Here is a 22,857-nt window from a genome sequence, read left to right as displayed (position 1 = left end):
ACTAGCCCGAGTACCTCAACAACAAAGCAAATTGATTAAACTTAGCTGTTTTCATGTTTGACTTTCTCCTTCGTTTGATATCTTGTTTAGTATTTTAGCATAGCTAAAAACACTTGTCAAGAAAAAATCCATTATTTTCTGAAAATTTCTTCAGTAAAGAATATTTTGCTAATTGAAAGTATTTGAAAACTCAAGTAACTTTCTTTAATTTTTCACAGTCAAGTTCCAACTTCTTTCGATGAGTTCTATCACTTCTTCATCTTGCAAACTATCATCAAGCGCCAGACTAATCCAGTAGCGTTTGTTCATATGAAAGGCTGGATAAATGCTTTTTTGTGAAAGCAAGTCAGCTACTTGGTCATGTTTGAGGTTGATAGCTTCGACTAGACCTTCTCTCCCCTTATCTAGCCTATCCCAAGGAATTCTCATTAAAACAGCATACCACTTTTTACTGTCTTCATGACGTAATACCGCTGTATCAGGCGATTTTTCCCATAGATATTCCAACTGATTACCATACTTTTCTTGAACTTGATCCATGATGCGCTTAGTCTGAGGGCAGATAAAATCCTGTACATCAAAGCAAGCCTTCCGAATCTGGTAGAGAATCTCCAAACAAGCCTCACGGACACTTGCAACAAAGCTTCCTGTCATACTTTCCATATGTACTTGAGGATAGAGGTCACCCGTTTCCTGATCAAAAACCTGAAAACTCACATTATCAGGAGTGATAGAGACTGTCATGGAAAAGTCACCTTGCAAAATCTGGCAACTATAGGTCCAAACTTCCCCCATTTCTACAAAACCATAGGCATGAGCTTTTTCTTTATTAAACTGGTAGGATTTAAAAATTTCAAACATAAGTGAAAACTGCTACCAAAAGCTAGCAGTTCCTTTCTATTTTTTAAAAGACAACCTTAGTTCCATGCAATTGAGTCACACCAAGTTGGTCGATAAAGGTTTGACGGTTGTCCAAGTCAATTCCTCCACCTGGTAAGATTTCAATTTTACCTTTTGCATGTTCCAAAATTCTGTGATAGTGAGCAAAACGTTTGTCTAGCGAGTCCTCAGAAACTCCAGCACGAGTTAAGATACGAGTGACTCCGGCTTGGCTGAGCCAGTCAATGGCTTCCAACTGGTCTTCATCACTTAATTCATCAAAGGCCATGTGAAAGACAATTTCCATTCCTTTAGATGCGGTAATCAGCTTCTCAAGATTAGGCTTATCCAACTTCTTATCAGCAGTTAATGCCCCAAATACAACCCCTTGACTTCCAGCCTGAGTAGTCAAACGAATGTCTTCTAGCATGATCGCTATTTCAAGATCAGTATAGACAAAGTCGCCACCACGGGGACGAATCATAGTCATGATGGTGGTGTCGTAGTTAGCTGCCAGTTCAACCGCTGCCTTGGTCACTCCATAGCTAGGTGTTGTTCCTCCCACTGCTAGATTGTCACAAAGTTCGATTCGACGAGCTCCAGCCTGCATGGCTTTTTCTAGCAAGGTCACATTTTCAGCACAAAATTCGTAAATCATTTGATTCTCCTTGATGTTTTCTTTAAATTTATTATATCATATTATTTTAAATATGCTTTCATTTTTATCAAGGCAAATAACTACTATTTTTATCTATTCTTTGTCAGGAATGACTTTAAAGAGATAATAGGTGATAAAGATAGTCAAGGCTCCCAGACCGATTTTGACTGGCAAAAGAGGAGCAAAATAAATAGAAATTCCCATCAAGATATAGATAGATACGATGATTTTTTTCTTTCGTTCTCGCGCTATTGACTTGGTTTCCCGAAAGTCCGCTACATAAGTCTGATAAAGCTTTGTATGATAAAGCCAGTCTTCAAAACGCTTAGAAGATTTAGAAAAACAAGCAATAGCTAACAAAAGAAAGGGGGTTGTTGGTAAAAGTGGTAAGACAACTCCAACAAGAGCCAAGGCTAAAGAAATAAAACCAATACTGAGGTAAATGATACGCATGATTTCTCCTAGATAAATTACTCTTCCTCTAGTTTCGCACACAAGGGGGAAATTTGTCAAGTTTCAAGTAAAAAGAGCCTGAAATTCATTTTCAGGACTCTGCATTTTATTTAATTTTCTCTTCTTCGTAGTCGCCATTACTACATACAACCTGCTTACCACCACCACGGACTTTTTTCTCCACAAGGAAGTGTCCGCATTTTGGACAATCACGGCCAATTGGTTTGTCCCAGGAAGTAAATTCACATTCTGGGTAACGATTGCAACCATAGAAGATACGATTACGCTTGGTTTTGCGTTCAATGATTTGTCCTTGATGACAGCTTGGACACTCGACTCCAATCTCTTTGACAATTGCCTGAGTATGACGGCAGTCTGGGAAATTACTACAAGCATAGAATTTACCAAAACGACCGAGCTTAATCACCATCGGACTGCCACAAACTTCACAGTCAAATCCAGTTGGCTCATCCTTGATCTGGATTTTTTCCATTTCGGATTCAGCCTTGGCTACCTCTTTAGAGAATGGTTTATAAAATTCATCAATGACACGTTGCCACTGCTCTTTACCAACTTCGACATCATCCAGTTTTCCTTCCATCTCAGCTGTGAAGGTCACGTTTACGATATCTGGGAAGTATTCAACGATGAGTTTATTGACAATTTCTCCCAGTTCTGTCGGTTCAAAACGTTTTGCTGCCAGACGAACGTAGTAGCGTTTTTGGATGGTTTCAATTGTCGGAGCGTAGGTTGACGGACGTCCAACCCCATTTTCCTCCAAGGTCTTGATAAGAGTCGCTTCCGAATAGCGAGCTGGCGGTTGAGTGAAATGTTGTTCTGGCTTGCTATTGACCTGCTTGACCACATCTCCAACAGCCATATCTGGCAACATCTTGTTCTTGTCAGAGTCATTGTAGATAGCAAGATAACCATCAAACTTAACTTGACTACCATTTGCCGCAAACTGAACCCCATTTTGAGAGAGCTTAACAGCCATGGTATCAAAAATAGCTCCCGTCATCTGGCTAGCTACAAAACGGTTCCAGATAAGGGTATAGAGCTTGAGCTGGTCTTTGTCCAAGTACTTAGCGATGCTTTCTGGTGTATTAAAGACACTAGATGGACGAATGGCTTCGTGGGCATCCTGAGCACCTGAGGCATTCTTGACCTTGCTACCATGCTTGGAATACTTGCTACCAAAACGGTTGTTAATGTAGCTTGCCGCTTCGTTCTGAGCCACAGGGCTGATACGAGTCGAGTCTGTACGCATATAGGTAATCAAACCTTGCACGCCTGATCCGATATTGATTCCTTCATAAAGCTGCTGGGCCACCATCATGGTCTTTCGAGTACGGAAATTGATTTTGTTAGCCGCATCCATCTGCATGGTTGAAGTCGTATAGGGTAGGGGCGCATTGCGTTTGCGCTCTTTCTTATCTACCTGGTCTACTGTGAAATCTTTGCTAGTCAAATGGGACAAGACTTCTTTGACTTCTTCGTTGGTGGTCAATTTCATCTTTTTGCCATTCATACCATAGAAAGAAGCTTGAAATTGTTTGGTTCCCTTCTTAAAGACACCATCAATTGTCCAGTATTCTTCTGGTTGGAAGGCATTGATTTCATTTTCACGGTCAATGATGAGCTTAAGGGCAACAGACTGCACCCGCCCTGCTGATAAGCCCTTCTTGACCTTTTTCCACAAAATAGGCGAAATCGAATACCCTACCAAGCGGTCCAAGACACGACGAGCTTGTTGGGCGTCGACCAAGTCCATATCAATCTTGCGAGGTTCTTTAAAGGCATTTTTTACTGCGTCTTTGGTGATTTCATTAAAGACCACACGGTTGGCATCATTCTCATCCAAGTTGAGAATGTGGGCCAAATGCCAGGAAATTGCTTCTCCTTCGCGGTCCGGGTCACTCGCAAGAAAGACTTTATTGGCCTTTTTAGCTTCCTTTTTCAAATCATTGATGAGGGGACCCTTGCCTCGGATATTGATATACTGCGGTTCATAGTTATTTTCAATGTCGACTGACATACTGGATTTCTTCAAATCACGGATATGCCCGACACTGGCTAAAACCTTGTAATTTCTGCCTAGATATTTCTCAATCGTTTTCGCCTTAGCAGGCGACTCCACGATGACTAGATTTTTTTTAACTGTTGATTTTTTCTTCTTTGTTGCCGTAGCCACACTATCACACCTTTTCAAAGTAATAAACTTTATAAAGTGTAAACCATTTTTCTATAGCTGTCAAGACCTAAGTCCTATATATAGAAGAAAAGTTTATCTGAGTGAAGAAATTTCTCCTTAAAATTCAAACTCAGCCAACACATCTTGGCCACTGCTAATCAGCTTTGCTCCCTCTTGGATCAGGTGGTGACAGCCATCTGAATGGCCATCTAAAATGTTTCCTGGAATGGCAAAAACATCACGCCCTTCCTCCATAGCTCGCTCACAGGTGATAAGACTACCAGAACGCATCCTTGCCTCTGCTACAATAACGCCACGGCAAAGGCCAGCAATGATGCGATTACGAGCTGGAAAGTGAAATTTCAAGGGTTCTTCACCAGGTCCGTACTCGCTAAGTACCAAATGGTGATTGCCAATGTGTTCCTGCAAACGTTTATTGGCTCGGGGATAAAAAACATCCAATCCTGTTCCAATGACGGCAATCGTTCTTCCTCCATTCTGGAGTGCAGCCATATGGGCAGCTGTATCAATCCCTTTGGCTAAACCACTGACAACGATTAACTCGTTTTCCAAACCTTGAATGACTTTCTGAACCGATTTTGCTCCCTGACTAGAACATGAACGACTCCCTACAACAGCAACCTTTGGAAATTTCAACAGGTCTAGATTTCCTTTATAAAACAAGAGCACTGGAGCATCATAAATCTCACTCAGATCCCAAGGATAACAGTCATCAAGAATAGAAAAGGATGGAAATTTCTGAAACTCCTTCTCCAACTGTGCATCATCTATCTGGAAATAGCGTTCCATAAAGACAGCAGGATTACGACACCCAGATATTTCTGCAATATCACCTAGCAAGAGCTCCTGATCTACAGTCTCATCGTATTCAAGAACTGTTAAAATTTGTTGATTGCTCAGCCCAGCTTTTCTCAATTTGTAAATTTCATAGTTTGTGATCTTCATATACAACTCCATTTCTTTTTCTACTCATCTATCTATTCGTAAAAAAAATAAAAAGAAGACCAAGGATCTTCTTTTTTCATTTATTCAGATTTAGTAGTTGACCAGCTACTTTCAATCATCGGTAAGATTGTTTTTAAAGTTTCCCCATCCCCTTCAAGTGAAACATAGCGGATTTTACCATCATTTGATCGGAAAACCCAGGTAACGAGGTATTTCCCTGACTTAGCAATTGCATTGACAACATAGGCTTCATAGCCTCCAATGGTCGATTTGGAGCCCCAAACCTTACTGAAATCAGAGCTTTGTTCTTTGGAAGTTAAAATACTAGATGAGACAGTCACAACATCCAGTTTAGCATATTCTTCTTCGCTGATATTGAACTGCTCAGCCTTAAAGGTATTCAGCGTAACAATGTTGATATCTGTTCCATCACAATACTGTATATCATTTCCACCTTCTACTTCATGGAATCGAACCCATGATTTGGGTACCTTGACAAATCCATATTCATTCGAACCGATGATTTGCGTCTCTTCCTTTTTCGCTTCAGAAACAGCAGAACTAGTGCTATTCGTTTCCTGACTTCTTGAAGAACTAACAACCGCAGTCGAACTTTCTTCGGTTGCTGTTTGCGATTTATTGGAGCATGAAGCTAAAAAAGCACTAACAGTAACTACAGTACCTAAAATTAATAATTTTTTCATCCTACCACCTTTCCATCTGCATTATAAGAAAAATAAGGACTTCTGTCAAATTCTAACCTAATCGATTCTGTTAGCTTCCGATTTTATCACTCTCATTTAAAGCAAAAACTCTTGAAAAATCTTCAAGAGTTTTTTTATTTCTATTCTTCATCCATGCTCAAGACGCTAAGGAAGGCTTCTTGTGGGACTTCTACTGATCCGATAGCTTTCATGCGTTTCTTACCAGCTTTTTGTTTTTCAAGGAGTTTACGTTTACGAGAAACGTCACCACCATAACATTTGGCAAGTACGTTCTTACGAAGGGCCTTGATATCAGTACGGGCCACGATCTTGTGCCCAATAGCTGCTTGAATTGGCACCTCAAATTGTTGACGAGGGATGATTTTCTTGAGCTTATCCACAATGAGTTTCCCACGTTCGTAGGCAAAATCCTTGTGAACGATAAAGCTGAGGGCATCCACCTTATCACCATTGAGAAGGATATCCATTTTGACTAGCTTAGATGGGCGGTACTCTGACAATTCGTAGTCAAAGCTTGCATAACCACGCGTCGAAGATTTAAGTTTATCAAAGAAGTCAAAGACGATTTCAGCAAGTGGAATCTGATAGATGACATTGACACGATTGTCATCAATATAGTCCATGGTTACAAAGTCCCCACGCTTGCGCTGAGCTAGTTCCATAACTGCTCCGACGAACTCCTGCGGTACCATGATTTGCGCCTTGACATACGGCTCTTCAATAGTCGCAATCTTGGTTGGATCTGGAAATTCAGAGGGGTTAGACACATCCATAGATTCACCGTCAGTTTGGTTAACCTTGTAAATAACAGACGGAGCTGTCATGATGAGGTCAATGTTGAACTCGCGCTCTAAACGCTCTTGGATAACATCCATATGGAGAAGTCCAAGGAATCCACAACGGAAACCAAATCCAAGGGCCTGAGATGTTTCTGGTTCAAACTGCAGGCTGGCATCGTTAAGTTGCAATTTTTCTAGGGCTTCACGAAGGTCATTGTACTTGTTTGATTCGATTGGATAAAGACCCGCAAAGACCATAGGATTCATCTGCTTGTATCCATCTAGCGGTTCTGCTGCTGGATTGCTTGCTAGAGTAACTGTATCACCCACGCGCGTATCTTGAACCGTCTTGATAGAAGCCGCAATATAACCAACGTCACCAGTTGCAAGAAAATCGCGTCCTACTGCTTTCGGCGTGAAAATACCAACTTCCGTCACATCAAAGGTCTTGCCATTGCTCATGAGCTGAATCTTATCGCCAGGTTTGACCACTCCGTCCATAACACGCACTTGGAGGATGACCCCGCGATAAGCATCATAAACTGAGTCAAAAATTAAGGCTTTTAATGGAGCTGAAACATCACCAGTTGGAGCTGGCACTTTTTCAACAATCTGCTCAAGAATTTCTTCAATACCAATACCAGCTTTGGCTGAAGCCAAGACCGCTTCGCTGGCATCCAGTCCGATGACATCCTCAATCTCTGTACGCACACGCTCTGGATCGGCTGCTGGAAGGTCAATCTTGTTAATGACTGGCAGAATTTCCAAATCATTATCCAAGGCTAAATAAACGTTAGCAAGAGTTTGCGCCTCAATCCCTTGGGCCGCATCAACCACCAAAATTGCTCCTTCACAGGCAGCTAGCGAACGCGACACTTCATAGGTAAAGTCCACGTGCCCTGGCGTGTCAATCAAGTGGAAAATATAGGTCTCACCATCTTTCGCAGTGTAATTAAGCTCAATGGCATTGAGTTTAATGGTAATCCCACGTTCACGCTCAAGATCCATACTATCCAGAAGTTGGGCTTGCATTTCACGACTAGAAACCGTCTCCGTCTTTTCCAAAATGCGGTCTGCTAGGGTTGATTTCCCATGGTCAATATGGGCGATAATAGAGAAGTTCCGAATCTTCTCCTGTCGTTTCTTCAATTCTTCTAAGTTCATGATGCTCTTCCTTTCAGGGTATCTATTAATTATAAATTGTTTTTAACATTTTGACAAGACCATACCCTGCTAGGAGTACTAATCTTCGGCAACAAAACCATCATTTTCGATAAAGTGGTGTTCTGTCATTCCTTGGTCTGTAAAGACGATTCCATGAAGGACACCACCATAGACAGCTCCTCCATCCATGCCAATCTTGCCATCCTCTGTTATCCAAAGCTCAGCTGTACCTCGGTCTTGCTTCAGTAAGCCATAAACTGGTGTATGCCCAAAGACAATGGTTTTCCCAGTATGATTTTCGGCTTCGTGGAATGGTTTTCTGAGCCAGACTTTCTTGTAATCTGTGGTTTCATGCCAATCATCCAAAGTTAAATCAATACCCGCATGAACAAAGATATACTTGTCTGTCTCTACTACAAATGGCATTTGACGAATAAATTCGACCAAGTCTGCTGCTTCTGTCGCAACCCGTTTGGCATCTTCTACGCCATCAACTGGTGCATCCAAGGGACGACCTAAAATTGAGTTAATGGTTGTATCACCACCATTGCGACGATAATGGTCATAGCTTTCTTCTGGGTCATCGAGCCAAGTCAGAAACATATACTCATGATTACCTGATAAACAAATAGCTCCTTGATTGTCGACCAAGTCTTTGACCATCTCTAGAACACGGCGACTGTCTTCACCACGGTCAATCAAATCCCCTAGAAAGAGCAACTGAGTTTGACCATCCCATGTTTTGAGAAGATCTTCCAGCATAACTGCTTTTCCATGGACATCTCCAATTACATAATAGTCTGTCATTTATTTCATCCTCGTTTGCAATAATTCTCTGGCTTGGGTAAGGGCAGCTTCAGTTACATTTTCCCCAGCCAACATCTTAGCTACTTCCTCTACTCGCTCTTCTAAAGTCAAAAGGCGAACCGTCGACACCGTTGAGTGCTCATCGCTAATCTTCTCAATAAAGAATTGATAATCCGCGATGGCAATCACTTGTGGAAGGTGAGAGATAGCAAGAACCTGACCATGCTGGCCAATCTTATGAATTTTTTGAGCAATGGCCTGGGCTACACGACCTGAAACTCCCGTATCCACCTCATCAAAGACAATACTGGTCTTGCCTTCCTTACGAGAAAAGGCAGACTTGATAGCCAACATGAGACGGGATAATTCCCCACCGGACGCAACTTTGACCAAAGGCTTAAAGTCCTCACCTGGGTTGGTGGAAATATAAAACTCGACTGTTTCATTCCCCTCACGACTAAATTTGCCCTTGCTAAAGCGAACCTGGAACTGTGCCTTCTCCATATAGAGATCCTGAAGTTCTTGTTTAATCTCAGCCTCAAGCTGCTGGGCCAAATCATGACGAGCTGATGCAAGTTGCCCTGCCAAATCGACAAGATTAACTTCCAATTTCTTGAGTTCTGCTTCCATATCTTCGGAAGAAAGATTATTTCCAGTCAAGAGATTGTACTCTTCCGTAATCTTGGCAAAATAAAGCAAAACATCGTCCACAGTTCCACCGTACTTGCGTGTAATAGTATTTATAAGGTCTAAGCGATTTTCAACCTGCATGAGACGATTGCCATCAAAATCCAAGTCCTCAATAATATCTTCCAAACGCTTTGTAATATCTTCTAAAACATAGTAGGTCTCAGACAGAGAACTTGAAATTTCACGGTATTCAGGGTCGTATTCTTCAACACTTTCCATGTCATTCATGGCTGAACGGACATTAGCAAGACTGGAGAATTCCTCATTGTCCAGCATACTGTAGGCATTGGTTAGCGTATCCGCAATATTTTTATGATTGAGGAGTTTATCTCGTTCTTGGTTGAGAGCTAAGTCTTCACCAGCCTGTAAGTTCGCTGCCTCAATCTCTGCCATTTGAAATTCCAACATCTCAATACGAGCCTTATGTTCCTGCTGGTTTTTCTTGACTTCCAAAACCTGCTTGCGCATTTTGCGATAGGCATCAAAGCTCGTCTGATAGGTCTCCTTCAAGTCCAAGAAAGCAGCATCACCAAACTCATCCAACATCTGGATATGCAGTTGAGGACGCATTAACTCTTCTTGGTCATGCTGACCATGGATATCCACAAGGTGTTGCCCAATAGCACGCAAGACAGAAAGATTGACCATCTGGCCATTCACGCGACTAACACTACGACCATTTTGCAGAATTTCACGCCGGATGATAATTTCATCACCCATTTCCAAACCTTGCTCATCAAAAAGTTCCTGTAAAAGGCGACTATTTTCAACTGAGAAAAGCCCCTCAATCTCTGCCTTTGGCGCACCGTGACGAATAACGTCTGTCGTTGCACGAGCCCCCAACATGAGATTCATAGCGTCGATAATGATAGACTTTCCAGCACCCGTTTCCCCGGTTAAAACAGTCATACCCTTTTCAAAATTGAGGGAAATCGCCTCAATAATGGCAAAGTTTTTTATCGAAATTTCAAGTAACATACTGACCTACCATTTTTTGACTTGTTCAACAATTTCTTCAGCTGCATCTGCTGTTCTAGCTACAATTAAGATAGAATCATCATCAGCTAGACAGCTAAAAATCTGTTCAGAAAATGCTTCAACCAACTGACTCTTCACAAAAATAGTATTTCCAGGAATGACAGCAAGGTTGATCATATTTCCCATTAACTCAGAACTCACAATATTGTCCTCAGCTAACTGCAAACTCTTAACAATTGATTTTGGCAATTCATAGATATAAGTGTTGTTCTTCAAAGGAATTTTAACAATCCCAAGCTCCTTGATGTCCCTTGAGACAGTGGCTTGCGTAGCAGAAATACCTGCTTCCTTCAAATGCTCAACGATTTCTTCCTGAGTCCCGATTTGATAATCCGTAACAAATCTTCTAATTTTTTCAAGTCTCTCTTTTTTATTCATCTTTAAATTCTCTATGCGCTCTCTCTACAACTTTTTCTATTTCAGGGGCAACTTGGTTACTTGCTCCCTCTTCCTTTTTCAAATATGCTAAAAATTCGATGTTTCCATGTCCACCTTGGATGGGAGAAAAGTCCAAACCAAGCACTGAAAAACCTTGTTCAACTGCCATAGCAGTGACAGATTCAAGGACAGTTTGATGAATCTTGGCATCTCGAATGATTCCATTTTTCCCAATCTGCTCACGACCTGCTTCAAACTGGGGTTTGACAAGTGCCACCACCTGACCTTGATCAGCCAAGACACGATGCAAAGCAGGCAAAATCAGACTGAGGGAAATGAAACTCACATCAATACTGGCAAAGCTTGGTTCCTGCTCAAAATCAGTCTTTTCAGCATAACGAAAATTAAACTGCTCCATGCTGATAACCCGAGGGTCTTGACGTAATTTCCAAGCCAACTGATTGGTGCCAACATCAACTGCAAAGACCAACTCAGCACCATTTTGCAACATGACATCAGTAAATCCTCCAGTGGAAGCCCCAATATCAATCGTGGTTGCTCCCTCCACTGACAAATCAAAGACCTGCAAGGCCTTCTCTAGTTTTAGACCACCTCGACTGACATACTTGAGTTTTTCACCCTTGAGTTTTAGCTCAGTGTCATCTGGGATTTTCTCTCCTGGTTTGTCAAAGCGTTCTCCATTAAGGACTGCTACGACTAGACCTGCCATTACACCGCGCTTGGCCTGTTCTCGCGTTTCAAACAAGCCCTGTTTATAAGCTAGTACATCCACTCTTTCCTTAGCCATTGATTCTCAAACTTTCTACTACTTTCACAATCGGCTCTGTTTCAAAGCTGACTTGCTGGGCAATTTCTTCTAACTTGGCATTAGCTTGATCCAAGGTTTGGTTACAAAAGGCAATGGCCTCCTCCAAACCCAGCAAGGCTGGATAGGTTGATTTTTCAGCCTGCAAATCCTTTTGTGGAGTCTTGCCGATTTCCTCAAAACTAGCTGTTACATCCAGCACATCATCTCTGACTTGAAAGGCCAGCCCAATCAATTCACCCACAGTTTTCAATTTTGCTTGGATTTCTGGTTCCAATTCCGCAATGATAGCAGCTGCTTGGAAAGGATAAGCTAGTAATTTTCCAGTCTTATTGGCATGAATGGTCTGAAGTTCTTCCAAGGATAAATGCTGGTGTTCGCCTTCCATATCTAAAACCTGCCCTGCCACCATACCTAGACTCCCTGAAGCAAGGGATAAATTGGCAATCAAATCCACCTTGATCTGACTTGGTAAATCTGCCTGCGCTATCAAGGCATAGGGATCTAGGAACAAGGCGTCTCCTGCCAATATTGCCATAGCTTCGCCAAATTTCTTATGATTGGTTAAACGCCCCCGACGATAATCGTCATCATCCATGGCAGGAAGATCATCATGAATCAAGCTTCCTGTATGAATCATTTCCAAAGCCGCAGCCACCTGCGCGTGAGCTGGTTGGATAACCACTCTCAGGGATTCCAAAACTTCTAACAAGAGAAAAGGCCGAATACGCTTGCCACCAGCATGAATGGAATAGAGAACAGACTCTCGCAAACTAGAGGCAAACTGCTGGTCTCCATAAAAATCTTCCAAGGCAGACTCGACAAGAGATAATTTTTCTTGCTTCTTCATTCAAAATCACTTTCTGTTCCGTCTTCTTGCATGACCTTAACCAAGGTCTTTTCAGCCTTGTCCAGCGTTGTTTGGAGCTCTTTTGACAAGACCATGCCCTTTTGAAAGGCCGCAATTGCATCTTCTAAAGCAATTTCACCATTTTCCAAACTTTGGACAATGGTCTCCAGTTCTGCTAGATTTTCCTCAAATTTCTTTTGTTTTGACATCTTTAACCTCTAATTCTACTTGACCATCTCGCATCAAAAGCGTTACTTGATCTTTTTTCTTCAAACTCTCAACCGAGTCTACTACTGACTCTTCTTTTTTGACAATAGCATAACCACGCGCCACAATTCGACTGGTATCCAACATCAACAATGCTTCCGAAAGTCGCTTGACCTCAGCAACCTTGGCATCATAAACCAGCGCCATTTGGCTGCGTAGGAGCTTGTCCAACTGACCTAGACGGTCTTGATAACGCTGGATTTTGGTAACAGGTGATAACTGTACTAGTCGATGCGTCCTTGCTTGGACTAGCTGTTTGTTATCAGAAATCCGTGTTCGCAAACTTTGTTTTAATCGCAGTTGCAGTTGGTCCAAGCGTTGCAAATAACCATCATACAAGCGCTCTGGTTGTCTAAAGATGACTGACTGACTGCAGTTTTTCAGAGCTTCTTTTTTTCTTGACAGGACATTCTGAACTGCTGTCGCCATCCGTTTTTCTTGATTTTGCAAATGGCTCAAGAGATCCAACTTGGTCACAGGCGTTGCCAATTCAGCCGCAGCTGTTGGCGTCGCAGCCCGTCTATCTGCCACAAAATCCGCCAAGGTCACATCTGTCTCATGCCCCACACTAGAGATGACTGGCAAACGGGATTCAAAAATAGCCCGTACCACGATCTCTTCGTTAAAAGCCCAGAGATCCTCAATGGAACCCCCACCACGACCAATGATGAGAACATCTATGTCCTCACGTTGATTGGCACGTGCAATATTTCGAGCAATTTCCTCAGCAGCTCCATCACCTTGTACCTTGGTCGGATAGAGAAGGATATCAACACCAGGAAAACGCCTGCTGACGGTCGTGATAATATCTCGAATAACGGCTCCGCTGCGACTGGTTACCACACCGATTCGCTTAGCAAACTGGGGAAGAGGTTGCTTGAAACGTTCTTGAAACAGACCTTCTTCCGTCAATTTTTTCTTGAGTTGTTCAAACTGAATTGCAAGCGCCCCAACCCCATCAGGCTCAGCCTTCTCAATGATGATAGAGTAGCTCCCACTCGGTTCATAAACCTGCACACGCCCAATTACATTGATCTTCATTCCCTCTTCGAGGTCGAAACCTAATTTCTGATAGATCCCTGACCAGATGGTCGCTTGAATAACTGCATGGTCATCTTTTAAGGAGAAATATTGGTGAGTAGGTCGTTTACGAAAGTTGGAAACTTGACCAGTTAAATAGACCCGTTCCAAGTAAGGGTCTTTATCGAATTTCATCTTCAGATACTTGGTCAAAGTTGTTACCGATAAATACTTTTCCATCTCCACCTACTATTCATTTTCTTGCTTTTCCATGGGTATTATTATACCAAAAACATGCTTAAAAATCACCTTTTTCCTACTGAAACTAAAGGAAAAATAGAAAAAGGAGGCTAGGCCTCCTCATCTGATTATTTGCTGTTTCGTGCTTCTTCCAAAATCTTTGCAATTTTGGTGGTCAAAAGGTCGATAGCAACTGTATTGCTGACCCCTTCAGGAATGACGAGATCCGCATAACGCTTGGTCGGCTCGATAAACTGGTGATACATAGGTTTAACTACACCTAAGTACTGGTCAATAACGCTATCAAGACTACGGCCACGCTCCTCCATATCACGCTTGATACGACGAATAATGCGCACATCATCATCCGTATCCACAAAAATCTTGATATCCATCAAATCGCGCAGGCGCTTGTCCTCCAAGACCAAAATCCCCTCAACGATAAAGACATCTTGAGGCTCCTGACGATAGGTCTTGCTACTCCGTGTATGCGCTGTATAGTCATAAGTCGGGATGTCCACCGGGCGCCCTGCCAACAATTCTTTAATCTGCTCGATCATCAGATCTGTATCAAAGGCAAATGGATGGTCGTAGTTGGTTTTGACACGCTCTTCAAAAGTCAAGTGAGACTGATCCTTGTAGTATGAATCATGCTCAATCATGGAAATCTTTTCATCAGGAAAGTGAGATAAAATGGCTCTTGAAACACTGGTCTTACCTCCACCAGAACCACCTGTCACTCCGATAATGATTGGTCTATTTTGCATGCTATCCTCCGTTTTTTTATCCGTCGTCTATTCTATCACATTTTTTGCAAAATTTATAGTCTGATTTGGATAGTCTAGGGGAAACACAAATCTATCCCCACACTCCAGTTAAACTAGCTAAAAACCTTCCTTGGTTTGTAGAAATTGTCCCTTTTTTCTAAAATGGCAAGCAATTTATCACCTTCAAAAGCAGCCAATTCTTGTTCTGTTTGGTCTAGCTCGATAAAACGTCCAAACCGCACTTCTGTAGCCTCTTCTGGAGTTAGGAAAACTTTGACAAGGTCCCCCGTACCAATCTCTAGAGGATGGAGAAAGTCCAGTTGCCCAGCCTCCACTTTTGAAGCAATTTCATTCAAAGTCAAGGCATCTTCTAACTGTAAACCTGCTGCACTCGTCCGAGTCAAATGGGACATATGGGCCGAATAACCCAGCTTCTCTCCCAAGTCAACTGACAAGGTACGGATATAAGTCCCTTTACTGCATTTTACACGAAAAGTGAATCGTGCGAGTTCGCCCTCATAAGAAATCGGGCTCGTCCGCTCAAATTGATAAATGGTCACCTGACGTTCTGGACGCTCCACTTCCTGACCTGCACGTGCATACTCATAGAGCTTGCGACCATTAACCTTGACAGCCGAGTACATAGGCGGAATCTGAGTAATAGGCCCAGTCAGGCTCGCAATGGCTTTATCGACAATGATTTCATCCAAGGGCGACAAAACAGGAGTTTCTGCGACTACTTCCCCACTAGCATCCTCGGTCGTCGTTGAATAGCCGAGAGTGATTTCCCCCTCATAGACCTTGCCCTCATCCTGCATAAACTCGACCATGCGGGTCGCCTTGCCCACCGCAATAGGCAAAACACCCACTACATCCGGATCCAAGGTCCCACCATGACCGATTTTCTTTGTCCCCAAAATCTTACGCAGCTTAAAAACTACGTCATGCGAGGTCATCCCCGCTTCTTTTTTTAAATTGATAATACCGTTCATGTCTTGCTTTTTCACTCCCCCTTCAGCGCTTCAAATTTCGCTTTCATAGTTGGGTTTTTTCGGGTCAATTTTTTGACTGAAACATCTTCCAATTTGTTATTAGCGAGGCGGAGTTGGTTTTCAGATGTGGTTAGGAACTTTTTGACTTCCTCCATCCGTTTGATGGCCTTGTCGATTTCATCGATTGCTTTTCCAAAGTTGGTAGAAGCAGAGTTGTAGTTTTTGGCAAAGGCTAGTTTAAAGGCATCCAAATCTTCCTCAAAATGTGTAATATCGATATTTTGCTCTCGAACCAAGGCCAACTCTTGCTTGTATTTAAGTGAATTAAGCGCTGCATTACGCAAGAGCCCAATCAACTGAATAAAGAATTGAGGACGGACCACATACATCTTTTCATACTCGTGGCTGACATCAACAATCCCTGTGTTAAAGTAGTCGTTATCTGCTTCTAACATGGTCACCAACACAGCATACTCACAGTTTTTCTCCCGACGGTCCTTGTCCAATTCCTTATAGAAATCCGCGTTCTTGTGCTTCTTCTCCGTTCCATCTGCTTCATTTTTCATCTCAAACATGATGGAAATAATTTCCACTCCATTTTCATCACATTCACGGAAGATAAAGTCTCCCTTAGAACCACGCGCAGAAACCTTGTTATCCTTCTCAAAGTAGGCATTTGGAAAGGCAAAACTACGAACCTTGTTAAACTCACTCTCTGCATACTGTTCCAAACTTTCCCCGATAGCTTTTGTGGATTGTTGGGCTTTGAAATTCTTATAAAATTCGACTTGCTCACTGGCTGCCTTGAGCTGAGCTTCGTAATTTTTCTTAACAGAAGCCAAAGACAGCTCGTTTTCCTTTTCTTGCAAGAGGAGCTGATTTTTGACCTGATCACGCTCTCTTTCTAAATCAGAGAGAGTCTTTTGGAGTTGGTTTTCATGCTCTAAACGCAAGGTAGCCAATTGGTTTTCCAAGGCCTGTACTTCCTTATCCTTTGCCAATAAAGCCTGATGACTGGTTTGTTCAACCTCTTTCTTAGCCAGTTCTTTCTCTGTATCAAAGTTTTGGATTTGACTCTGTAATTGCGCAATTTCTTGGTCTTTTTGAGCTAGTTTAGACTGTTGCTCATTCATGGCCTTTTGCTCAACCAAGGCCAGTTCCTGCTTCATCCGATCATGTAGTTCCTTATCAAACTCTGCTGTTCTCACTTGAGACAGAAGTTCGGCATACTGACTTTCATTTACTGTAAAGACTTCCCCACAGTTGGGACATTTGATTTCGTTCATATCGTTCCTCTTTCTAGACTTCTTTATCCATTATATCATGCCTGAGGGAAAATCAAAAACAGTGAGTCGAGACCCACTGTTTATCTTCTTTTACTTTAAATTTTTTCCAAGGCCAAGCGCAAATCTTCAATCAAATCCTCTACATTTTCAAGTCCGATAGACAAGCGGATTTGGTTGGGTGTGACACCTGCTGCTTCTAGGTCTTTTTCTGACAATTGACCGTGAGTGGTTGTCGCAGGATGGACAACAAGAGATTTGGCATCTGCCACGTTTGCAAGGTCAGAGAAGATTTCCAAATTATCAATCACCTTGCGGGCTTCTGCCTCTCCACCTTTGACATGGAAGGTAAAGATTGAACCAACACCTTTTGGCAAATATTTCTCAGCCAAGGCATGATATGGACTGTCAGCTAGTTTTGGATAATTTACCTTCTCTACCTTAGGATGGTTGACAAGGAAATCAACAATTTTCTCTGCATTTTGCACGTGACGTTCAACACGAAGAGAGAGAGTTTCAAGCCCTTGGAGCAAGAGAAAGGCATTAAATGGCGACAAGGCAGCACCTGTATCACGGAGCAATTGAACACGAACAGCGATAATAAAGGCTGCTGCACCCACATCACGAGTATAGCTCAAGTTGTGGTAACTTGGATCTTCCTCAACAAATTGAGGGAATTTCCCTGAAGCTGCCCAGTCAAAACGACCACTATCGACAATCACTCCTCCAATAGTCGTACCATGTCCACCGATAAACTTAGTTGCTGAGTGAATGGAAATATCTACACCGTGAGAGAAGACGTTAATCAAATATGGTGTGGCAAAAGTGTTGTCAGAAACGAGAGGAATCTGGTGTTTATGCGCAATCTCAGCCAATTTTTCCAAGTCAGGAATGTTAATCAAGGGATTCCCCAAGGTTTCAATCAAGACAAGCTTTGTATTGTCATTGATAGCTGCTTCCACTTCTTCCAAATTATCCACATCGACAAAGGTTGTTGTGATCCCATAACGAGGAAGGGTTTCTTTCAAGAGATTGAAAGTACCACCGTAAATAGTTGACGCAGCCACCACATGGTCACCTGCGTGAGCAAGCGCCAAAATAGTGTAGGTTACAGCAGCCATCCCTGATGCTGTCGCTAGTGCTCCAACACCACCTTCAAGAGCAGCAATTCTTTCCTCAAAGGCTGCTGTTGTAGGGTTTGTGATACGAGTATAAATGTTCCCTGGTTTTCTCAAGGCAAACAAATCGGCACCTTCTTGCGTGTCATCAAAAACGAAGGATGTTGTTTGATAAATCGGTACTGCACGAGACTTAGTTGCCGGATCAACTACTTGCCCAGCATGTAATTGTAGGGTTTCAAATTTAAAATCACGAGTCATAAGACGACCTCCAAATAGCTTCATTAGGGATATTGTATCATCTTGGGCTAGTCTTTTCCAATACCGTTTTTCTATATTTTGATATAAGGAACAACTATGACTAGTCTTACACATCAAACAAAAAAGCACGATTCACTCGTGCTCATTTCTTTAATCGACATAAGTATCTTCGTTTTTATTGAGGAAGGCGTAAGGCAAGCCCATCAAGAGACCTCCTCCGATAAAGTTTCCGACAAAGGTTACACCCCAGTGACGAAGAATATTAGGTATGTCAAAATTAGCAATTGAATCTGCTGCAACACTGAACTTAACAATCGCAAAAGAAGCAAAGTTCGCAGCAATGTGTTCGTTTGTTAAGAATACAAACATGTAAATTGCTGATAAGACAAGCCAAAGTTTGGCGCCTCCGTCTTTCACCAAAACAAAGGAAAGAATAGCAATGTTTACGAAGACATTGGCTAAAATAGCCTCAAGCAAAATCAGCTCATTTGAACGGCCTAACTTCATCTCTACAACCCCTGAAATGAAACTATCGTGAGTCAGATGTGCATAGGCTGCCGAATGAGCAAAGCCCCAACCTGCTATCAAAGCACCGATAAGGTTGAACAAGGTACAGTAAAGTAAAATCTCAGTTGTTTTTCTCCAAGAGATTTTTTTCAAGAAACTACCAGCTGTCAAGAACATCATGTTTGAAGTTACCAGTTCAGCATTAAAAAAAACAATGTAGGCCAATCCCCAAGCAAAAACGAATGGGAAAAGGAAGCGACCACTACCTGGTGCGATTTTATTTATCAAGTCAGCCCCAACTGCACCCGCAGCCGTGCTAAATGTTAAAAAGGCACCTGCAAACATGGAACGAATCGCATACTTAAACTTACTTTGGCTATAAAGACTTTCTTTCTTCTTGCAAGCAAATTCAATCTTTGAAATAAATTCTGAAGAGACCATAAAAAACTCCTAAACTTTTATTTGTGATAATTATAACATAATTCTTGTTTTCTAGAAAGCGTTTTCTGTAAAATTCTAAAATATTTATCTTAAAAATCTTTATCCTAAGCCTTCCTGTCCTTTTTCATAAGAACTATTTTGATCCTATTTTGTTAACATAAAAACCAGTAAAATAGCACTTCACTGGTTCATTCATTCTTAATAACGTTGTCTATACGGTTGATTAAAGGCCTTCAAAATATCCTCAGAAGTCTCAGAATAAGCTTTTGATTCTTTAAAGATTCCTTTGACGATTATACGCTCGGTCGCATTATAATCAACACAGGTAACCAAAGTAATCTCCTTTACGCCATCACGATCTTCGATTTCATCTACACGGTCTGGTGTAACACGTTTAACTTCTGTAATCTCATAAGTATAAACTTTATCCTTATCCGTCAGGTAAATTTTCATACCTGCTTTGGCATTGACCAAAGGTGAGAAGAGCATTTGACTGGCATTTTCAGCAGTAAAGATATGGTGACTGGCTAGAGAATAGTTCCCTTCTCCCATTTTTTGATCTGGTTTCATGGTCCCTGCTCCGTAGAACAAGTTTACATTATCCAACCCTTTAAAAATCGGTAAGTTAATCTCCACTTCAGGAATAGCAATACCTCCAATAACGGGAAGTTTCTGAGCATCCCATTGTGAAGCCAATACAGCTTCAGATGAAATAGACTTAACAGAGTCAAAATCAAAATTCCCTTCGGTTTTTAGATTTTCATCTATATTTTCCTTAGTGACTTGATTGACTTGGTATTTATTGGTATTCCAGACCAAAAAGAGATCACGAATCTTTGAATTAAAAATTAAAGCTAGCGATAAAAGAATTAAGAAACCCGCTAAAATATTGATAAATAGATTTCTGCGCTTGTTTTTCTTACTCTTTTTATTTTTCGTTTTTTTATGAGACATTATGCTTCACCTTCTGTTTCAATTTCAGTCCCAACTTCTTCCTTTTCTGCCGCCGCAACCGTTGTAAAGGTCACAATCTTAGCATCCTGATCTAGACGCATCACCTTAACTCCCATAGTTGAGCGTCCCGTTTGTGAAATATTGGCAACATTTGTACGGATCATGACACCTGTATCTGTGATAATCATCAGGTCTTCATCCCCCTTAACAGTGAGGAGACCTGCCAGAGGACCATTCTTCTCAGCAACATTGGCCGTCTTCATCCCTTTACCACCACGGCCTTTTGTAGGATATTCAGTAGCAAGTGTACGTTTACCATATCCTTTTTCAGTGATGATAAGAACCTCATCTTGGTTTGTAATCACGCTAGCACCAACTACTGTGTCACCCTCACGAAGATTGACTCCTCGGACACCTGTCGCGATACGGCTCATGCCACGAACAGCTGATTGATTAAAGCGAACGGCATAACCAAACTTGGTACCTATGATAATATCCGTATCTTCTTCTGTCAGCAAGACATTAATCAATTCGTCTTCATCCTTAAGATTCAAAGCTTTAAGTCCATTTTGACGAATATTAGCGAACTCTTTAACACTGGTTCTCTTCACAATACCGTGACGGGTTGTGAAGAAGAGATAGGCGTCATCACTACGTTCAGACTCAACATTGATAATGGTCTGAATGCTTTCACCCTCGTCCAACTTCAAAAGATTGACAACTGGCAAGCCCTTAGCGGTGCGACCGTATTCAGGGATTTCATAACCTTTTAGTCGATATACGCGTCCTTTATTGGTAAAGAAGAGCAGATGATCATGGGTACTGGTTGAAACCAACTCACGCACAAAGTCATCATCCTTAACTCCCGTACCTTGAACTCCACGGCCACCACGTTTTTGAGCAGTGAACTCACCTTGGTCCAAACGTTTGATATAGCCCTTGTTAGATAGGGTAATCAAGACATCCGTTTCTTCAATCAAATCTTCATCTTCAAGAGTTAAGACTTCTCCGATCATCAACTCCGTACGACGCTTGTCACCAAACTTGCGTTTGACTTCGTCCAATTCCTCTTTGATGATTTGCGCCACGCGCTCAGGTTTGGCAAGAATATCAGCCAAATCTGCAATCAAGGCAATCAATTCATCATATTCAGACTGAATCTTATCACGTTCCAATCCTGTCAAACGACGAAGACGCATATCAAGGATAGCTTGACTTTGACGTTCAGAAAGCTTGAATTTGCTCATCAACTCAGCTTGCGCTTCCGCATCTGTTTCACTGGCACGAATGATACGAATCACTTCGTCGATATGGTCAAGTGCAATTAAAAGACCTTCTAAGATGTGCGCACGCGCTTCTGCTTTTTCCTTGTCAAAACGAGTACGGCGAACAACCACTTCTTTTTGGTGCTCGATATAAGCATCCAAAATTTGACGAAGGGACAAGATTTTTGGCACGCCATTTTGAATCGCGAGCATGTTGAAACCAAAGTTGGTTTGCATCTGGGTCATCTTGAAGAGGTTGTTAAGGATAACGTTGGCAGACGCGTCGCGTTTAACCTCGATTACAAAGCGAACGCCTTCACGGTTGGACTCATCACGTACGGCTGTAATGCCCTCAATTCGTTTTTCCTGAACTAAGCGAACAATATGCTCATGTACCTTGGTTTTATTAACCATATAAGGGAATTCCGTTACAACGATACGCTCACGACCCGTCTTAGTGGTTTCAATCTCTGTACGAGAACGAAGGACAATGGAACCTTTACCAGTCTCATAAGCCTTATGAATCCCTGATTTCCCCATAACAAGAGCACCAGTCGGAAAATCTGGACCAGGCAAGACTTCCATCAAGTCCTTAGTCGTCACTTCAGGATTATCCATAACCAACTTCACTGCATCAATGGTTTCACCCAAGTTGTGAGGTGGAATATTGGTTGCCATCCCAACAGCGATACCAGTTGCCCCATTGACTAAAAGGTTTGGAAAACGAGCTGGCAAAACCAAGGGTTCACGTTCGTTAGCATCGTAGTTATCTACGAAATCAACGGTGTTTTTATTGATATCACGAAGCATTTCAAGAGCAATCTTGCTCATACGTGCCTCAGTGTACCGCTGCGCGGCAGCACCGTCCCCGTCCATAGAACCAAAGTTTCCATGCCCATCAACAAGCATGTAACGGTAGCTCCACCACTGAGCCATACGAACCATGGCTTCGTAAATAGAGGAATCTCCGTGTGGGTGGTATTTACCCATAACATCCCCTGTAATGCGGGCTGACTTTTTATGAGGTTTGTCTGGTGTAACACCTAGTTCATTCATTCCATAAAGAATACGACGGTGAACAGGTTTTAAGCCATCTCGAACATCAGGAAGGGCCCGCGCGACGATAACGCTCATGGCGTAGTCGATAAAGCTGGTCTTCATCTCCTTTGTCAGATTGACATTCACTAAATTTCTATCCTGCATTCATAAATGCCTCATTTCACTATTAGTAATTAGATATATTATACCATAAAGTGTAGATCATTTCAGTCTTTGGAAATCACTAAAACGTTTACATACTTATCCCGAAGGTATATCCGTGACAAAGCTTAGCAA

21 protein-coding genes are annotated in these 22,857 nt (G+C 42.0%); all 21 read right to left on the bottom strand.

Translation table 11 applies throughout. From position 1 onward, the window contains the following. Positions 1 to 204: 204 nt before the first annotated feature. The 21 genes from AB2B49_RS07510 to gyrA all read right to left on the bottom strand — a co-directional run bounded on the left by AB2B49_RS07510 (position 205) and on the right by gyrA (position 22,725). A complete protein-coding gene (locus AB2B49_RS07510; RefSeq protein ID WP_320692040.1) occupies positions 205 to 861 on the bottom strand; it encodes an MmcQ/YjbR family DNA-binding protein in 657 nt (218 codons plus the stop codon). 43 nt (positions 862 to 904) lie between these two features. Then, on the bottom strand, positions 905 to 1,537 hold the full coding sequence (locus tag AB2B49_RS07505) for a copper homeostasis protein CutC (protein WP_000638807.1): 633 nt from the start codon (positions 1,535 to 1,537) through the stop codon (positions 905 to 907). 93 nt (positions 1,538 to 1,630) lie between these two features. Then, the gene (locus AB2B49_RS07500) at positions 1,631 to 1,990 is read right to left on the bottom strand and encodes a YbaN family protein (protein ID WP_001220358.1); all 360 of its coding nucleotides are present in this window, start codon (positions 1,988 to 1,990) and stop codon (positions 1,631 to 1,633) included. 106 nt (positions 1,991 to 2,096) lie between these two features. After that, positions 2,097 to 4,184: a type I DNA topoisomerase gene (topA, locus tag AB2B49_RS07495; RefSeq protein WP_320692039.1), complete on the bottom strand. Its 2,088-nt coding sequence runs from the start codon at positions 4,182 to 4,184 to the stop codon at positions 2,097 to 2,099. 117 nt (positions 4,185 to 4,301) lie between these two features. Continuing rightward, positions 4,302 to 5,150, bottom strand: coding sequence for a DNA-processing protein DprA (gene dprA / locus AB2B49_RS07490; RefSeq protein ID WP_000705328.1), 849 nt, complete (start codon positions 5,148 to 5,150; stop codon positions 4,302 to 4,304). An 80-nt stretch (positions 5,151 to 5,230) separates the two neighbouring features. Beyond that, the gene (locus AB2B49_RS07485; RefSeq protein WP_000734769.1) at positions 5,231 to 5,854 is read right to left on the bottom strand and encodes a hypothetical protein; all 624 of its coding nucleotides are present in this window, start codon (positions 5,852 to 5,854) and stop codon (positions 5,231 to 5,233) included. Positions 5,855 to 5,994: 140 nt separating this feature from the next. Further along, a complete protein-coding gene (gene lepA / locus AB2B49_RS07480) occupies positions 5,995 to 7,818 on the bottom strand; it encodes a translation elongation factor 4 (RefSeq protein WP_049505907.1) in 1,824 nt (607 codons plus the stop codon). 78 nt (positions 7,819 to 7,896) lie between these two features. Next, positions 7,897 to 8,625 (bottom strand): metallophosphoesterase family protein, encoded by a 729-nt coding sequence (locus AB2B49_RS07475; protein WP_049505909.1) that lies wholly within the window; start codon positions 8,623 to 8,625, stop codon positions 7,897 to 7,899. Then, positions 8,626 to 10,293 carry a DNA repair protein RecN gene (recN, locus tag AB2B49_RS07470; RefSeq protein ID WP_320692038.1) on the bottom strand — a complete coding sequence of 556 codons (1,668 nt, stop codon included), beginning with the start codon at positions 10,291 to 10,293 and terminating at the stop codon, positions 8,626 to 8,628. Positions 10,294 to 10,299: 6 nt separating this feature from the next. Next, the gene (locus AB2B49_RS07465; RefSeq protein WP_049505912.1) at positions 10,300 to 10,731 is read right to left on the bottom strand and encodes an arginine repressor; all 432 of its coding nucleotides are present in this window, start codon (positions 10,729 to 10,731) and stop codon (positions 10,300 to 10,302) included. Then, positions 10,724 to 11,539: a TlyA family RNA methyltransferase gene (locus AB2B49_RS07460; RefSeq protein WP_049505913.1), complete on the bottom strand. Its 816-nt coding sequence runs from the start codon at positions 11,537 to 11,539 to the stop codon at positions 10,724 to 10,726. Before AB2B49_RS07460 ends, AB2B49_RS07465 begins: the two co-directional genes overlap by 8 nt. Further along, on the bottom strand, positions 11,532 to 12,407 hold the full coding sequence (locus tag AB2B49_RS07455) for a polyprenyl synthetase family protein (protein WP_049505915.1): 876 nt from the start codon (positions 12,405 to 12,407) through the stop codon (positions 11,532 to 11,534). The genes AB2B49_RS07460 and AB2B49_RS07455 overlap by 8 nt, the downstream gene beginning before the upstream one ends. Further along, on the bottom strand, positions 12,404 to 12,616 hold the full coding sequence (locus AB2B49_RS07450; RefSeq protein WP_049505917.1) for an exodeoxyribonuclease VII small subunit: 213 nt from the start codon (positions 12,614 to 12,616) through the stop codon (positions 12,404 to 12,406). Before AB2B49_RS07450 ends, AB2B49_RS07455 begins: the two co-directional genes overlap by 4 nt. Next, entirely contained in the window at positions 12,594 to 13,934 is a 1,341-nt protein-coding gene (gene xseA / locus AB2B49_RS07445) for an exodeoxyribonuclease VII large subunit (RefSeq protein WP_049505918.1), read from the bottom strand. The genes AB2B49_RS07450 and xseA overlap by 23 nt, the downstream gene beginning before the upstream one ends. A gap of 128 nt (positions 13,935 to 14,062) precedes the next feature. After that, positions 14,063 to 14,701 carry a uridine kinase gene (gene udk / locus AB2B49_RS07440; protein ID WP_042902181.1) on the bottom strand — a complete coding sequence of 213 codons (639 nt, stop codon included), beginning with the start codon at positions 14,699 to 14,701 and terminating at the stop codon, positions 14,063 to 14,065. 113 nt (positions 14,702 to 14,814) lie between these two features. Continuing rightward, entirely contained in the window at positions 14,815 to 15,693 is an 879-nt protein-coding gene (truB, locus tag AB2B49_RS07435) for a tRNA pseudouridine(55) synthase TruB (RefSeq protein WP_049505976.1), read from the bottom strand. An 11-nt stretch (positions 15,694 to 15,704) separates the two neighbouring features. Then, positions 15,705 to 16,979, bottom strand: a complete 1,275-nt coding sequence (locus AB2B49_RS07430; RefSeq protein ID WP_049505921.1) for a DUF2130 domain-containing protein — start codon at positions 16,977 to 16,979, stop codon at positions 15,705 to 15,707. A gap of 95 nt (positions 16,980 to 17,074) precedes the next feature. After that, positions 17,075 to 18,355, bottom strand: a complete 1,281-nt coding sequence (locus tag AB2B49_RS07425; protein ID WP_033585385.1) for an O-acetylhomoserine aminocarboxypropyltransferase/cysteine synthase family protein — start codon at positions 18,353 to 18,355, stop codon at positions 17,075 to 17,077. Between the two features lie 150 nt (positions 18,356 to 18,505). Then, positions 18,506 to 19,303, bottom strand: a complete 798-nt coding sequence (locus AB2B49_RS07420; RefSeq protein WP_320692037.1) for a formate/nitrite transporter family protein — start codon at positions 19,301 to 19,303, stop codon at positions 18,506 to 18,508. 198 nt (positions 19,304 to 19,501) lie between these two features. After that, complete coding sequence (locus AB2B49_RS07415; RefSeq protein WP_071851945.1) at positions 19,502 to 20,257, bottom strand: class A sortase; 756 nt, start codon at positions 20,255 to 20,257, stop codon at positions 19,502 to 19,504. Next, a complete protein-coding gene (gene gyrA / locus AB2B49_RS07410) occupies positions 20,257 to 22,725 on the bottom strand; it encodes a DNA gyrase subunit A (RefSeq protein ID WP_001154049.1) in 2,469 nt (822 codons plus the stop codon). Before gyrA ends, AB2B49_RS07415 begins: the two co-directional genes overlap by 1 nt. Positions 22,726 to 22,857 lie beyond the last annotated feature (132 nt).

The sequence above is a fragment of the Streptococcus jiangnanensis genome (assembly GCF_040888325.1).
In the GTDB taxonomy this organism is placed as follows: Bacteria; Bacillota; Bacilli; order Lactobacillales; family Streptococcaceae; genus Streptococcus; species Streptococcus jiangnanensis.
The sequence above is the reverse complement of the archived record's forward strand: the minus strand, read 5'-3'. Positions and strand labels throughout refer to the sequence as shown.

Coding starts and splice junctions, on each gene's coding strand:
- AB2B49_RS07455 (WP_049505915.1), bottom strand. CDS start 12,407: ATGAAGAAGCAAGAAAAATTATCTCTTGTCGAGTCTGCCTTGGAAGAT.
- AB2B49_RS07475 (WP_049505909.1), bottom strand. CDS start 8,625: ATGACAGACTATTATGTAATTGGAGATGTCCATGGAAAAGCAGTTATG.
- AB2B49_RS07465 (WP_049505912.1), bottom strand. CDS start 10,731: ATGAATAAAAAAGAGAGACTTGAAAAAATTAGAAGATTTGTTACGGAT.
- AB2B49_RS07450 (WP_049505917.1), bottom strand. CDS start 12,616: ATGTCAAAACAAAAGAAATTTGAGGAAAATCTAGCAGAACTGGAGACC.
- recN (WP_320692038.1), bottom strand. CDS start 10,293: ATGTTACTTGAAATTTCGATAAAAAACTTTGCCATTATTGAGGCGATT.
- udk (WP_042902181.1), bottom strand. CDS start 14,701: ATGCAAAATAGACCAATCATTATCGGAGTGACAGGTGGTTCTGGTGGA.
- AB2B49_RS07420 (WP_320692037.1), bottom strand. CDS start 19,303: ATGGTCTCTTCAGAATTTATTTCAAAGATTGAATTTGCTTGCAAGAAG.
- AB2B49_RS07430 (WP_049505921.1), bottom strand. CDS start 16,979: ATGAACGAAATCAAATGTCCCAACTGTGGGGAAGTCTTTACAGTAAAT.
- lepA (WP_049505907.1), bottom strand. CDS start 7,818: ATGAACTTAGAAGAATTGAAGAAACGACAGGAGAAGATTCGGAACTTC.
- gyrA (WP_001154049.1), bottom strand. CDS start 22,725: ATGCAGGATAGAAATTTAGTGAATGTCAATCTGACAAAGGAGATGAAG.
- AB2B49_RS07500 (WP_001220358.1), bottom strand. CDS start 1,990: ATGCGTATCATTTACCTCAGTATTGGTTTTATTTCTTTAGCCTTGGCT.
- truB (WP_049505976.1), bottom strand. CDS start 15,693: ATGAACGGTATTATCAATTTAAAAAAAGAAGCGGGGATGACCTCGCAT.
- AB2B49_RS07425 (WP_033585385.1), bottom strand. CDS start 18,355: ATGACTCGTGATTTTAAATTTGAAACCCTACAATTACATGCTGGGCAA.
- xseA (WP_049505918.1), bottom strand. CDS start 13,934: ATGGAAAAGTATTTATCGGTAACAACTTTGACCAAGTATCTGAAGATG.
- AB2B49_RS07415 (WP_071851945.1), bottom strand. CDS start 20,257: ATGTCTCATAAAAAAACGAAAAATAAAAAGAGTAAGAAAAACAAGCGC.
- AB2B49_RS07510 (WP_320692040.1), bottom strand. CDS start 861: ATGTTTGAAATTTTTAAATCCTACCAGTTTAATAAAGAAAAAGCTCAT.
- AB2B49_RS07505 (WP_000638807.1), bottom strand. CDS start 1,537: ATGATTTACGAATTTTGTGCTGAAAATGTGACCTTGCTAGAAAAAGCC.
- AB2B49_RS07460 (WP_049505913.1), bottom strand. CDS start 11,539: ATGGCTAAGGAAAGAGTGGATGTACTAGCTTATAAACAGGGCTTGTTT.
- dprA (WP_000705328.1), bottom strand. CDS start 5,150: ATGAAGATCACAAACTATGAAATTTACAAATTGAGAAAAGCTGGGCTG.
- AB2B49_RS07485 (WP_000734769.1), bottom strand. CDS start 5,854: ATGAAAAAATTATTAATTTTAGGTACTGTAGTTACTGTTAGTGCTTTT.